This is a genomic window from Pedobacter xixiisoli, from assembly GCF_900215335.1.
In the GTDB taxonomy this organism is placed as follows: Bacteria; Bacteroidota; Bacteroidia; order Sphingobacteriales; family Sphingobacteriaceae; genus Pedobacter; species Pedobacter xixiisoli.
In genome coordinates, this window is record NZ_OCMT01000001.1 from 1151655 (window position 1) to 1165204 (window position 13550).

The 13550-nt window shown below is 36.6% G+C and carries 11 protein-coding genes; 4 read left to right on the forward strand and 7 right to left on the reverse strand.

Going from position 1 to position 13550, the window contains the following annotated elements:
• Positions 1–27: 27 nt before the first annotated feature.
• The gene (locus tag CRO54_RS04425; RefSeq protein ID WP_097129114.1) at positions 28–1242 is read left to right on the forward strand and encodes an exo-beta-N-acetylmuramidase NamZ family protein; all 1215 of its coding nucleotides are present in this window, start codon (positions 28–30) and stop codon (positions 1240–1242) included.
• 52 nt (positions 1243–1294) lie between these two features.
• Here the strand turns inward: CRO54_RS04425 and CRO54_RS04430 are convergent, their stop codons facing one another.
• The 7 genes from CRO54_RS04430 to CRO54_RS04460 all read right to left on the reverse strand — a co-directional run bounded on the left by CRO54_RS04430 (position 1295) and on the right by CRO54_RS04460 (position 10826).
• Complete coding sequence (locus CRO54_RS04430; protein WP_097129115.1) at positions 1295–2365, reverse strand: serine hydrolase domain-containing protein; 1071 nt, start codon at positions 2363–2365, stop codon at positions 1295–1297.
• 280 nt (positions 2366–2645) lie between these two features.
• The gene (gcvP, locus tag CRO54_RS04435; RefSeq protein ID WP_097129118.1) at positions 2646–5525 is read right to left on the reverse strand and encodes an aminomethyl-transferring glycine dehydrogenase; all 2880 of its coding nucleotides are present in this window, start codon (positions 5523–5525) and stop codon (positions 2646–2648) included.
• 162 nt (positions 5526–5687) lie between these two features.
• The gene (locus CRO54_RS04440; protein WP_097129120.1) at positions 5688–6764 is read right to left on the reverse strand and encodes a DUF3667 domain-containing protein; all 1077 of its coding nucleotides are present in this window, start codon (positions 6762–6764) and stop codon (positions 5688–5690) included.
• A gap of 19 nt (positions 6765–6783) precedes the next feature.
• Entirely contained in the window at positions 6784–8169 is a 1386-nt protein-coding gene (locus tag CRO54_RS04445; protein WP_097129122.1) for a nucleoside permease, read from the reverse strand.
• 170 nt (positions 8170–8339) lie between these two features.
• Positions 8340–8960 (reverse strand): bifunctional nuclease family protein, encoded by a 621-nt coding sequence (locus tag CRO54_RS04450; protein WP_097129124.1) that lies wholly within the window; start codon positions 8958–8960, stop codon positions 8340–8342.
• Positions 8961–9013: 53 nt separating this feature from the next.
• The gene (locus tag CRO54_RS04455; RefSeq protein WP_097129126.1) at positions 9014–9982 is read right to left on the reverse strand and encodes an electron transfer flavoprotein subunit alpha/FixB family protein; all 969 of its coding nucleotides are present in this window, start codon (positions 9980–9982) and stop codon (positions 9014–9016) included.
• A 106-nt stretch (positions 9983–10088) separates the two neighbouring features.
• Entirely contained in the window at positions 10089–10826 is a 738-nt protein-coding gene (locus CRO54_RS04460) for an electron transfer flavoprotein subunit beta/FixA family protein (protein ID WP_097129128.1), read from the reverse strand.
• Positions 10827–11020: 194 nt separating this feature from the next.
• Here CRO54_RS04460 and CRO54_RS04465 point away from each other — a divergent pair, with 194 nt between their 5' ends.
• The 3 genes from CRO54_RS04465 to CRO54_RS04475 all read left to right on the forward strand — a co-directional run bounded on the left by CRO54_RS04465 (position 11021) and on the right by CRO54_RS04475 (position 13528).
• The gene (locus tag CRO54_RS04465; RefSeq protein WP_097129131.1) at positions 11021–11356 is read left to right on the forward strand and encodes a tetratricopeptide repeat protein; all 336 of its coding nucleotides are present in this window, start codon (positions 11021–11023) and stop codon (positions 11354–11356) included.
• A gap of 128 nt (positions 11357–11484) precedes the next feature.
• Complete coding sequence (gene chrA, locus CRO54_RS04470; RefSeq protein WP_420812673.1) at positions 11485–12684, forward strand: chromate efflux transporter; 1200 nt, start codon at positions 11485–11487, stop codon at positions 12682–12684.
• A 97-nt stretch (positions 12685–12781) separates the two neighbouring features.
• Positions 12782–13528: an LOG family protein gene (locus CRO54_RS04475; protein WP_097129133.1), complete on the forward strand. Its 747-nt coding sequence runs from the start codon at positions 12782–12784 to the stop codon at positions 13526–13528.
• Positions 13529–13550 lie beyond the last annotated feature (22 nt).

Here is a 13550-nt window from a genome sequence, read left to right on the forward strand (position 1 = left end):
CTTTATCATTCAATCAAATAAATAACCATGAAATTGTTGCCCCTATTAGCTATTACGGCATTGCTATTCTGTTGTTCGCCAAAAATTAAGGCAACAAACACCGACACCGTTAAATCAAACATAAAAACTGGAGCAGAACAAACTGAACTTTATCTTCCGTTGCTAAAAGGTAAAAAGGTAGCCATACTGGCCAATCAGACCTCTATTATTGGCAAAGCTCATTTGGTAGATAGCTTACAGAAACTTGGAGTAAATATTGTAAAAGTATTTGGTCCTGAACATGGTTTTAGAGGAAATGCAAGTGCAGGCGCAAAAGTTTCTGATGAGGTTGATCAACGTACAGGTATTCCTATTATTTCATTATATGGCAAAAAGAACAAACCAAGTGCAGCAGATTTAGCTGATGTAGATATTTTAATTTATGATCTGCAAGACGTTGGCGTTCGTTTTTATACCAATATCAATGCTTTATCTCGTTTAATGGAAGCTTGTGAAGCCAGCAAGAAGACGCTTTTAATTTTAGATCGTCCTAATCCAAATGCCTATTTAATTGATGGACCGATTTTAGACATGAAATACAAATCGGGTATTGGAATGTTTCCTATACCGATGTCGCACGGTTTAACTGTTGCTGAATTTGCTCAAATGGCAAATGGCGAAGGATGGCTAACGAATAAAGTTAAAGCAGATTTAAAGATTATACCAGTAGCAAATTATACGCATGATACCCCATACACCTTGCCAGTTCCACCATCACCAAATTTAAATACGCAGCAAGCTATTTTGTTGTATCCAAGCGTATGTATGTTTGAAGGAGTTTATGTAAATCATGGTAGAGGAACATATAACCCATTCACCATTTTAGGTAGTCCAGCATACAAAGGCATTTATAGCTTCAGTTTTACACCGAAAAGTATAAAGGGCATGGCCGAAAGTCCAATTTTTATGGACGAAATTTGTTACGGTATCGACTTACGTAATTACGATACAGATAAATTAATAAAAAGCAAGAAGATCAATTTTAGCTGGATTATGGAGCTTTATAAAGCGCATCCTAAAAAAGAACAGTTTTTTGAGTCTAAGTTCAGCAACCAAATGAACAACATTGAAATTCAAATTGGTCGTGGTGATTTTAGACAGCAGATTATTGATGGCGTGCCTATTGAAACGATACGAGCAGGCTGGGAGCCAGGATTAAAAGCTTATAAAGAGATGAGAAAAAAGTATTTGCTTTATCCTTAAGGATTATTAAGACTATACTATTAAAAAGACATTCAGAATTTTGAATGTCTTTTTAATTTACTCTCAATTTTTCAATTACGATTTTAGCAATATCTCTCGTTACTTGAGTTGGCGAATTACAGTCGCAATTTGTTAGGCCAACTACATAAATATCTTTGCTAGGGATATAAACTCCCATGGTTTTAAATCCGAAAACACTACCTCCATGTTCTCTAGTTGAAATACCATTGATGTTTAGCAAATGCCAACCGTAACCGTAGTCTACAACATCACCGTTGTTTAAATTTGATTTTGTAAATGCCTTCTTGACAGAACTCGATTTTAATAGAAGGTTTTGATTTAATGCATTTTGCCATTTCTGCATATCCTCCAACGTGGACATTAACGAACCCGAAGCATAAGGAATGTTAAAACTAATCTTTGTTCTGTTTACGTATTGATTTGATTTTTTCTGATAGCCATAAGCTCTATTTGGAATAATGGCGATATCACTTGCGTAGCGAGAATGCTGCATTCCTACTTTAGCGAAAATATTCTTTTGAATATAATCTTGATAGCTTTCTTTAGCAACTAATTCTATGATGTAACCTAAAAGTGCATATCCAGAATTGTTGTATTCAAATTTTTCCCCAGGTTGGAAATCTACAGGCTCATTTTTGAAGAAATCTACCAATTCCTTTGGCGATAAATCTTTTTGAGCAATTTGAGAGAGCGACTTCATTTTAGTAAAATCCTTGATTCCAGAAGTATGATTTAATAACTGATGGATGGTTATGTTTTTACCATTTGGATAGTCTGGAATAAATTTTGAAATTGGATCTTTTGTTGAAAGCTTGCCATTCTCTTCTAGCATCAAAATACCAATAGCTGTAAATTGTTTGGTAATTGATCCTAACTGGAAAATATTTGATGTATTCATAGCTACATTTAACTCAAGATTTGCTTTCCCAAAAGCTTTCTGGTAAATTGATTTACCAGCTTTGGAAACCATAAAAGCTCCACCTGGACCATTTGTATCGGTAAATACATTCGATAATAGACTATCTATTTTTTTATCTAGGTTTTGAGCGAAGACTACTACTTGAATAAGAAGAAATAAAGAAGTTAATATGATTTTTTTCATTGAAGTTATTGTTTCCAATAGGACGCAATAAGTTTGTAAGTGGTTACAGGCCTTTCGTTAATCTTGTGAGTTTATGGCAATGCCTTGAGTATAATAAACCTGATGGAAGCGAGCACGTAGTGGCAAACCTGTGTGTTTGCCCGAAGTAAAGCGGATAGCAGGGCAAACGTTAAAATGAAATGCTATAATTGCTTTTCAAATAAAAATAGCCCGAACATTTGTCCGAGCTATTGAGTGTTTTTGTTTATGAGATCCTTCGACAAGCTCAGGATGACAAAGTTTAAGCCATCGCTTCTTCTTCCATATAACTTTCTAACGGAGGGCAAGCACAAATCAAAGAGCGGTCTCCATGACTATCGTTTACCCTACCCACCGAAGGCCAGAATTTGTAAGCAGCTACATAAGGCAATGGGAAAGCAGCTGTTTGACGGCTATATGAATGCTCCCAATCGTTTCCAGTGACTACGGCAGCAGTGTGTGGGGCATTTTTCAATGGATTATCTACTTTGTCTAAGCTTCCGTTTTCTACTTCAGTAATTTCGCTCCTAATAGCAATTAAAGCATCGCAGAAACGGTCTAACTCGTGCTTAGGTTCACTTTCTGTAGGCTCAACCATTAAGGTTCCAGCGACTGGGAAAGAAACGGTAGGAGCGTGGAAACCATAATCCATTAAACGTTTTGCGATATCAACTACCTCGATACCGAAGTTTTTGAAACCACGACAATCTAAAATCATCTCGTGCGCACAACGACCATTTGCACCAGCATATAAAACAGGGAAGTGTTGCTCTAAACGAGCTTTCATATAGTTGGCGTTTAAAATCGCATATTTAGTAGCATTAGTTAAGCCTACAGCGCCCATCATAGCGATGTAAGCGTGAGAAATTAACAAGATGCTAGCCGAACCCCAAGGTGCAGAAGACACTGCTGGGATAGATTTTCCTTTTTCGATATCAACAACAGCATGACCAGGTAAGTAAGGAACTAAGTGTGCTGCCACACCAATTGGACCCATACCAGGACCACCGCCACCGTGAGGGATACAGAAAGTCTTGTGTAAGTTCAAGTGACAAACATCGGCACCGATATTAGCAGGACTAGTTAAGCCAACTTGTGCATTCATGTTGGCACCATCCATGTAAACCTGTCCACCATTTTCGTGGATTACTTTACAAATTTCGATGATACTTTCTTCGAACACACCGTGAGTAGAAGGGTAAGTTACCATTAAACAAGAAAGATTTTCTGCGTGTTCTGCAGCTTTTGCTTTCAAATCTTCTACATCAATTTCACCTTTATCGGTAGATTTAACGACAACGATTTTCATTCCAGCCATTGCTGCCGAAGCAGGGTTGGTACCATGCGCCGAAGCAGGAATTAAAGCAATATTTCTGTGATGATCGCCACGATCTTGATGATAAGCTCTAATTACCATCAGGCCAGCATACTCACCTTGCGCACCAGCATTTGGCTGTAAACTCATTGCAGCAAAACCAGTGATTTCACTTAACCATTTATCTAACTCATCAAAAACAGTATAGTAACCTAATACTTGATCGCTAGGAGCAAAAGGATGCACCTTTCCAAACTCTGGCCAAGTTACAGGGATCATCTCTGTAGTAGCATTTAATTTCATGGTGCATGAACCTAATGCAATCATTGAGTGACAAAGTGATAAATCTTTAGTTTCTAATGATTTGATATAGCGCAACATCTCATGCTCTGAGTGGTGCGAGTTAAATACTGGGTGTGTTAAATATTCAGAAGTACGTTGTAATTCAGTTGGAACTGTAGTATTTACATTATCAACCACCACTACACTATCAGTTGAAATAGCTTTTACTTTAGAGAAGATACGAACGATTAAACTTACGTCTTCAAAGTTAGTAGTTTCGTCTAAAGAGATAGTCGCTTTAGTGCCTTGGTAGTTTAAGTTGATGTTATTGTCTAAACAATCTTTGTGGATAGCACCTTTTAAATCAGCTAATTCAACTTCAATGGTATCGAAATAAGCTTGATTGCTAACTTGGTAACCAATTGCTTTTAAAGATTCTGCTAACGAAACGGTTAAACCATGTGTGCGTTCAGCGATCAGTTTTAAGCCTTTTGGACCGTGATAAGCAGCGTAAAAGCCTGCCATAATAGCCAACAAAGCTTGTGCGGTACAAATATTTGAAGTGGCTTTATCTCTACGAATGTGTTGCTCACGAGTTTGCAAAGCCATACGCAAAGCATAGTTATCGTTACTATCGATAGTTACACCGATAATACGACCTGGGATTGAACGCTTGTATTCATCTTTAGTAGCGAAGAAAGCAGCGTGTGGACCACCAAATCCCATTGGAATACCAAAACGTTGTGTGGTACCTACTACTACATCAGCGCCCCATTCTCCTGGAGGAGTTAATAAGGTTAAGCTCAATAAATCTGCAATTACCGTTAACTTCACATTTTGTGCGTGTAATGCAGTAGCTAAATTGCTGTAATTATAAACTTCGCCATTTCCTGCTGGATATTGTACAATAGCACCGAAAAATTCAGTCGTAGGCTCGAAGGTTTCGTGGTTGCCAATTACTAATTCAATACCGAACGGATTAGCTCTAGTTTTTAGAATATCAATAGTTTGAGCGAAGATGGCTTCAGAAACAAAATACTTATTACCTTGCTCTTTTTTGCGTAAACTGTATTGCATAAACATTGCCTCAGCTGCTGCTGTACCTTCATCTAGCAAAGAAGCATTGGCAATCTCCATTCCTGTTAGGTCAATTACCATGGTTTGGAAATTCAATAAAGCCTGTAAACGACCTTGTGCGATTTCTGCTTGGTAAGGCGTATATTGCGTGTACCATCCTGGGTTTTCGAATACGTTACGTAAAATTACACCAGGAGTGATGTTATCATAATATCCTTGTCCGATATAAGATTTGAAAACCTTATTTAAAGAAGCCGTCTGCTTCAAGCTAGTTAAGTAATCAACTTCAGATTTTGCTGCTGGTAAATTTAAACCTTGCTTTAACCTAATAGTTGCAGGAACCGTTTGCTCAATTAATTCGTCGATAGAATTAACACCTACAGTTTCTAACATCGCCTTAGTATCGGCCTCATTTGGCGCAATATGACGGTCTTTAAAGTTCTCTTGATAATGGATGTTTAAGCTCATTGAATGCTAGCATTTTTAATGCCGCAAAGGTAAGAATTTTAAAGGAGATATTATCGTAACAAAATCTCCATAAAACTCATATTTGAGCTGATAAAATCTATCGTTTTTGTAGTTTAAAGATAGGTTTATGTATCAGTTTGTTATTATTTTCGGAGTAAAGATTTATCCTCCGATAAAACTAATAGCGATAATAACAATGAAACAAAGCGTTAATAGCATACTATAACAAAAACTTAAGAAGAAATACTTCAATAAGGTAATCCATCTAGTACTGCCATAAAATGTCCTAAGCGATCTGTAGATGTACCATGTTACGTAAATCAGACCGGCAAATTCTATCCAATCACTAATGTCTACTGCAAAACCAGTTAGCCAAATCAAACCTCTAACTAAAATGAAACTTAAAAAAATAGCAGAATGGGTATGAAATGAATAAATCAAATGTTCGTAGTAGAATCTATGCTTTCTAATATAAACAAGTTTTAAAATCAGCGCAAATAGAGGTAAGAGCAAGAACATCATTTTTGGTATGTATTTAATTAGATCCTCGCCAAACTTTGCCATTGGATCTGGATAATTATTAAATTCGATACTTTTCTTGGTAAAATAATTGACAATGAAATTATCACGCTTTGCTTTTGGTAGGGCACGTTGTTTTCTATCGTATTCCTCAACAGTTTTTTCGTCAGCGATAATCTTGCTATATTTTTTTTTCTTTTTTTTCGAAGTCTCGATGTGAACCGCCGAAGTGCCATTTTCGTTAATATCTTTCTCAACCTCTTTTAAAATACTATCCTTTTTATTCTTGCTAATCGGGATGTAATCTAATATTTGTTTGGCTTCTTTTAAAGAATTAGAAGTAAGCGTATCATTCTTTATTTTCTCGGTTATTTCTGCAGCTGCTTCGGCAGATTGTTCCTTTTTCTTATTTCCACTAAAAATAACGATGAAAAATACGATGCTGATAAAAATGTAAAGCTTGATAGGATGTAAGAATGAAGCTCTTTTACCCGCTACATAGTCAACAGTTAATTTACCTGGCTTAAAAAGCAATGGCTTAATGGTTCCGAAAAACTTATGCTCAAAGTGAAAATAATCTGCAATGGCATGAGAAATCATATGCAATGCATCTTCTTTTAATTCAATGTTTTCTTGACCGCAATGTGGGCAGTAGGTTTCTTCTACATGATGACCACAGTTTAAACAATCTTTTTCTTTTCTAAGCTTAACGGATGACATCTTCTAAAATGGAGAGGTATTAATGACTGATTTTATTGATAGCTTCTTCTTCGGCACGGGTATGTTTATGCTTAAACATCAATGCAAATAGAACGGTGATAACTAAGGCATAAAGTGCGAAACTCAACCAGATGTTGTGCCAATCTTTAACATCTAAAGCACGGCTTAAACTGCCATCTGCTAAAACATCGATGCCTTTATTGCCTAAAAATTTACGCAGGTGCTCGTTATTGATATCAGTATTAACTAAGTCTGCGGTAGATTTAATATCTGTGTAGAATTTGGTGAAATACTTGTCAATCATCCAACCAGATAACAAGCTACCTAAAATAGCACCAAAACCATTTGTCATCATCATAAACAAACCTTGTGCAGACGAACGTATTTTTGCTGTAGTTGAAGTTTCTACAAATAATGAACCTGAAATGTTAAAGAAATCGAATGCCATGCCGTACACGATACATGATAAGATAATCATCCACAATCCACCGGCAGGGTCACCGTAAGCAAATAATCCGAAACGGAAAACCCAAGCTAACATCGAAATCACAATTACTTTTTTTATACCAAAGCGTTTCAAAAAGAATGGTATAGCTAAAATAAATAAGGTTTCAGATACTTGAGAGATAGAAATAATTAGTGTAGAATATTTTACAACCAATGAGTTGGCATAGATTGGAAATAGTTTGAATTCATCTAAAAATACATCGCCGTAGGCATTTGTTAATTGTAACGCACCACCCAAAAACATAGAGAAAATGAAAAATAATGCCATTTTATAATTGGCAAATAATTTAAACGCCTCTAAACCCAAACTTTCTACAAAGTTTGCCTTTTCAGATACCGACTTCGTTGGCAAACATTTTGGTAATGTAAATGAATAAAATCCTAAAAGGATAGCGCCCACTCCGGCTATATAAAACTGGTTAGCACTTGCCTTACTACCTGTTAAGTTGGTTACCCACATGGCAACAATAAAACCAACTGTACCCCAAACACGTATAGGAGGAAAGCTTTTTACTACGTCAAATTCACTATTTTTTAAAGTAGTATAACTTATAGAGTTGCTTAATGCGATGGTTGGCATGTAAAAACACATCGCTAACAAGATAATCCAGAAAAAAGTATGCGGATTATCTACCTGCGGTAAATAAAACATCACACCTGCATATAAAAGATGCAAGACTGCGTAAAGCTTCTCCGCATTAATCCATTTATCGGCTAAAATACCTGTTATTGTAGGCATAAATAATGAAGCTATTCCCATCGTGGCGAATATGATTCCGAAATGGGCTCCGTCCCACTGTTTGGTGCCAAACCAGTAATTGGCAATGGTAATTAACCAAGCAGCCCACACAAAAAACTGCATGAAACTCATGATGGTTAAGCGTAGCTTAATATTCATAAATAATTTAAGTTGTGTTTAGTTAGTTTTGAAAGGTTTGAAGATAGGATTTTTTTATAAAATAATGAATTCTGCCACAGATGCACAGATTTTTATTTCAAAAAAAATGGGAATCAACATTAAATTGAATTAAATACACTAAGCGCTGATTTGTGTATCTGTGGATTATATTAATTACCTGTGTTTCTTCTATTGATTTCATCCCTAATTCGGGCTGCTTTTTCATAAGCTTCTTCAGCTAAGGCTTTTTCTAACTTATTTTGAAGTTCTTCTGTAGATAAACTTTGGAAACCAGAAACTGGATGAGGTGCTGATTGAATTTCTTCAGGGTTAGAAGGATTGGTAATACTTTCCATGTTTTCTAAGAAAAGGAAATCGTTTCCTTCGATAACAATACCTGCAGATGAAAGTATGAATTCGTAAGTGTAGATTACGGCATTAAATCTTACCGCAATGGCAATGGCATCAGAGGTTCGTGCATCTATTTCTAGTTGTTCTCCATCTTTGTTGCACATCAGTTTGGCGAAGAAAACGCCATCAACAAGATTGTAAATTAAAACTTCGGTAATTTCTACTTGGTAAGCTTGTGCAAATGATTTGAAAAGATCATGTGTTAGCGGTCGGGTAGGAGACATCTTCTCGATCTCTATAGCAATGGCTTGCGCTTCGAATGCGCCAATAATGATAGGCAATCTTCTTCGTCCGTTAACTTCTCCAAGTACCAGCGCATAAGCACCAGATTGAGTTTGGCTATAGGATAATCCTACTATATCGAGTTTTACTTTCTTCATATACAAAATTAACCCTTATCGTTTTGTGAGCGATAAGGGTCTGTTGTACAAAGTTAAGCTTTATGTGCCTTTAATGCAGCAATTATTTTCGGAACTACTTCAAAAGCATCTCCAACAATCCCATAATCAGCTACTTTAAAGAAAGGAGCCTCAGGGTCTTTGTTAATTACCACGATTACTTTTGACGAACTTACACCAGCTAAATGTTGGATAGCACCAGAAATGCCTATAGCGATATATAAGTTTGGACTGATGGCAATACCGGTTTGTCCAACGTGTTCCGAATGTGGTCTCCAATCTGCATCAGATACTGGTTTTGAACACGCTGTAGCCGCACCTAAAAGATCTGCCAACTCTTCCACCATTCCCCAGTTTTCAGGACCTTTTAAACCTCTACCGCCAGAAACGACAACTTCAGCATCAGGTAAAGAAACTTTATTGGTTGCTCTAACAATTTCTTTTACAATGGCTGTTAGATCACTAGCTTTTACTTCTGGATTAAAAGTTTCGATGGCTATGCTAGCTGCATTTTCTTTTACACCAAAAGCATTTGGATTTAAGGCAATTACTTTATTCTCAGAAGTCAAAGTTGCAACAGCGAAGGCTTTGCCCGAAAAAGCTGTTTTCTTTACTGAAAAACCACCGTCTGTAGTAGGTAATTCTACTGCGCCATCTACTAAACCCGCCTTAAGCTTTACGGCAACACGAGGAGCTAAACCTTTTCCAGAGAAAGAATTAGAAAGAACTACGATATTTGCACCTTCTTTTTTAGCCGCTTCTGCAATTACAGATGCGTAAGCTTGGTTTATAAAATTTTTAAGCTGGTCGGCTTCTACTTTTAAAACCTTACTTGCACCATATTTTCCAAGTTCGTTAAGTTCTGTATCGGCAACGTTACCAATTGAAATAGCACTTAAGCTAGTGCCTTGCTGGTCTGCGATTGCCTTTGCATAAGAAACTGCTTCAAAAACAGATTTTTTGAACTTTCCTTCAACTTGCTCTACATATACTAATACTGACATATTAATCTATTTGAAATCTCCCAAAGGAGAATATTTGATGATAATCTAATTAATTATTGATTAGATAGGCAATTGGAACTGTAAACTTCAAACTGCCTACTGAAAACTATATTACTTTCGCTTCGCTGTGTAGCAACCCAATTAATTCTTCTGCACTTTCTGCAGGAATTAATTTTACTGAACCACGAGGAGCAGGAGTTTCAAATTTGCTGATTTTGCCAACTTCTTCTACTGCAACTGCTTCAACTACTTGAAGGGGTTTGGTTCTTGCAGACATGATACCTCTCATATTAGGGATTTTAGCTTCAGCAGTACCTTCAGCACAGCTAGCTACAAATTTACCAGTAACACTTACTACTTCTTTGCCACCTTCAATTTCGCGTTCTATGGTTGCGGTAGAACCGTCATAGTCTAGTTTCTTAATGATAGAAATCGATGGGATATCTAGAAGTTCACCAACCATCGCCGCTACTTGAGAACCGTTATAGTCAATAGACTCTCTACCACATAAAATGATATCAAATTCGTTCGATTTTGCATATTCGGCAATTTGAGTTGCAACAAAATAAGCATCTCTAGGAGCTGCATTTATTCTCACCGCATCATCAGCACCAATGGCCAATGCTTTTCTTATGGTCGGATCTGTTGCAGCTTCACCAACATTAATTACGGTAACCGTACCTTTTCCGTCTTCAGCAAGTTCTATAGCACGAGAAAGTGCAATTTCATCGTAAGGATTTACAATATACTGTACACCGGCCGTATTGAATTCGGTATTATCACCCGTAAAAGTTATTTTTGTCGTCGTGTCGGGAACGTTACTGATACAAACTAATATTTTCATAATGATTTTTAGGTTAAAAAATTGTTATGCTTGCATAATATATTTGCAATGATATATATTCTAATTCTATTTTCATAGAATAATTTAGAATTTATATAAATAAGTGTTTTATATCATTTAAAAATGAACACTTGGCAAGTATATATGCGTTTAAATAAATTACACAAACTTAATTAAAAAAGCAGGGAATTAAAATGCAGAACCAGCGATTAGCCAAATTGTTTGAATTTTTAGAAAGCGATCCGAATGATAGTTTTATACTGTATGCGATTGCAACGGAGTATAATGTTCAAAACGATACAGAAAATGCGTTGAAATATTACCTTGAGCTAACAGAAAAGCATCCAGATTACGTAGGTACATACTACCATCTAGGTAAATTATATGAGAAGTTAGGGCAGAAGGATGAAGCTATAAAAACATATCAAATAGGAATGCAGGCGGCAAGACAAAAACGAGATATGCACGCATTATCTGAACTACAAGGCGCTTATAACAGTGCTGCCGGTTTAGATTACGAGGATGATTAGAAAGTGGTCAGGAATTAGGAGCCAGGGATTAGTCAACTAATAATGACCAATCATCAAATAACCATAATCAAACTAGCGAATTGAAGTTTGCAATTAACCAAATCCACAATTAACCAGTTAACCTATTGATTGCTAAGCGAAAATTTTTCTTTATCAGAAATGTGTTCTATTTCACGTTCACTGCCTTTGGTGGGGCGCAGGCGCATTTGTCGTTATTGTTACGCTATTTCGTTACTAACATCAACTTTGTTACCGAAGAAGAATTATTGGAATTAAATGCTTTGGCGCAGGTATTACCCGGACCAGCATCTACCCAAACACTAGTAGGCATTGCATATAAAGTGGGCGGACTAAAGTTAGCGATTATCACCTTTTTAATATGGATTTCACCATCTGCTGCAATTATGACGCTGGCGGCAATCTGGTATTCGGTTCTGGACCAAAAAGATAAATTCGTCGAAGTATTGGAATACATACATCCTATTGCTTTGGGGATTGTAGCCTATGGTGCTTTTAAATTGGGTAAGCGAGTGCTCACTAATCAAGTTTCGGTATTTTTAGCAGTTGGCGCTTTGGTTGGCACTTTAGTTTTGAAGGAAGCCTACGTATTCCCTTTGGCCATATTAATAGGAGGAATGGTTTCTTCAGCAATTGGTACGCCGGCCGAAGAAACTGAATTGCGTGTAAAGCTTTTTGCAAACGTTAATCCGAGGAAACTAGGTTACTTTGTAGGTGTTTTGTTGCTTATGGCTCTACTTGGCGCATTAATCAATAGAACTTCGCCATTTAGTTTGCCAATCAGGTTATTCGAAAACTTTTACCGAAACGGGATTTTTATTTTTGGCGGCGGTCAGGTGTTGGTTCCAATGATGTTTACTGAGTTTGTTCAGATGAAGCAATACCTTAGTCAAACTGATTTTCTTTCGGGTTTTGCCTTTCAACAAATTTTACCTGGACCAACTTTTTCATTTACCAGCTATATTGGTGCGCTAGGTATGAAACATGGCAACTATGGTATTGGCGGGCAAATTACTGGCGGATTATTAGCGGTTTTAGGCATTAACTTGCCAGGTTTGATATTGGTACTCTTTATTGTTCCTTTTTGGAATGATTTGAAAAAAGTATCGAGAATTAAATATTCATTGTCTGGAATTAATGCCGTGAGTGTTGGTTTTATCATTGCGGCATTTTTTATGTTAATTACGCCCGTTGGCTTAAATTGGTTGTTTTTAGGCATTGTGTTAGGTACATTTTTGTTATTAAATTTCACGAAGATTAGTCCAGCGTTAATTATTATTGCTGGTGTTGTGCTAGGATATATAATTTAGTTTGTATAATAAACATTAAGGAGTTAAGTATCAATTAAGAATTTGATGATAAACTTAATTCCCTGATGGTAAATTTTACCGTTTTTATAATTTTAAGATGAATAAGTTTGTTAGAGAAGAAGTAAGCTTTTTTAAGGGCGCAAGAACACGTTGGCAAGAGTTGAAATATGTTTTGGGAGTGATTTTCCAATTTTACAAAGGATTTAGAAAATTACATTTTGTAGGACCATGCGTAACTGTATTCGGTTCTGCTCGTTTTAAAGAAGATCATCCGTACTATGGAATGGCTCGAAAGGTTTCTGCGGAAATATCAAAGCTAGGTTTCGCGATAATGACTGGTGGTGGTCCTGGAATTATGGAAGCAGGTAACAGGGGAGCTAAAGATGCTGGAGGTTTATCTATAGGTTGCAATATCGTTTTGCCTCACGAGCAACATGAGAACCCTTACCTAGATACTTTTGTAAATATTGAGTATTTCTTCGTTAGAAAGGAGTTGCTGAGAAAATACTCTTACGCATTTGTAGTTTTACCTGGCGGATTTGGGACTCTTGATGAGTTTTTTGAGACTTTGACCTTAATTCAAACAGGTAAAGTAGAAAAATTTCCTATCGTGATTATGGGTAAAGAATTTCATCAACATATCTACGAGCATGTGCAGCTAATGATGGAACAAAAAACCATTAGTCCAGAAGATATGGATTTATTACTGTTTACTGATGATGTAGAAGAAGTTGTTGCCCACCTTAAAAAATACAAGGATGATGCAGCCATATTTAAACATCAAGCTCCGAAAAAAGCATGGTGGATATTTGGAGAGGAAAAGCCTGATGCGAAGGCAAGTTAGTCATAAATGAGAAAGCCATCCC

Bases quoted from the DNA above. Each gene is read 5' to 3' on its own strand.
- CRO54_RS04425 (WP_097129114.1), top strand. From the start codon at position 28: ATGAAATTGTTGCCCCTATTAGCTATTACGGCATTGCTATTCTGTTGT.
- CRO54_RS04430 (WP_097129115.1), bottom strand. From the start codon at position 2,365: ATGAAAAAAATCATATTAACTTCTTTATTTCTTCTTATTCAAGTAGTA.
- gcvP (WP_097129118.1), bottom strand. From the start codon at position 5,525: ATGAGCTTAAACATCCATTATCAAGAGAACTTTAAAGACCGTCATATT.
- CRO54_RS04440 (WP_097129120.1), bottom strand. From the start codon at position 6,764: ATGTCATCCGTTAAGCTTAGAAAAGAAAAAGATTGTTTAAACTGTGGT.
- CRO54_RS04445 (WP_097129122.1), bottom strand. From the start codon at position 8,169: ATGAATATTAAGCTACGCTTAACCATCATGAGTTTCATGCAGTTTTTT.
- CRO54_RS04450 (WP_097129124.1), bottom strand. From the start codon at position 8,960: ATGAAGAAAGTAAAACTCGATATAGTAGGATTATCCTATAGCCAAACT.
- CRO54_RS04455 (WP_097129126.1), bottom strand. From the start codon at position 9,982: ATGTCAGTATTAGTATATGTAGAGCAAGTTGAAGGAAAGTTCAAAAAA.
- CRO54_RS04460 (WP_097129128.1), bottom strand. From the start codon at position 10,826: ATGAAAATATTAGTTTGTATCAGTAACGTTCCCGACACGACGACAAAA.
- CRO54_RS04465 (WP_097129131.1), top strand. From the start codon at position 11,021: ATGCAGAACCAGCGATTAGCCAAATTGTTTGAATTTTTAGAAAGCGAT.
- CRO54_RS04475 (WP_097129133.1), top strand. From the start codon at position 12,782: ATGAATAAGTTTGTTAGAGAAGAAGTAAGCTTTTTTAAGGGCGCAAGA.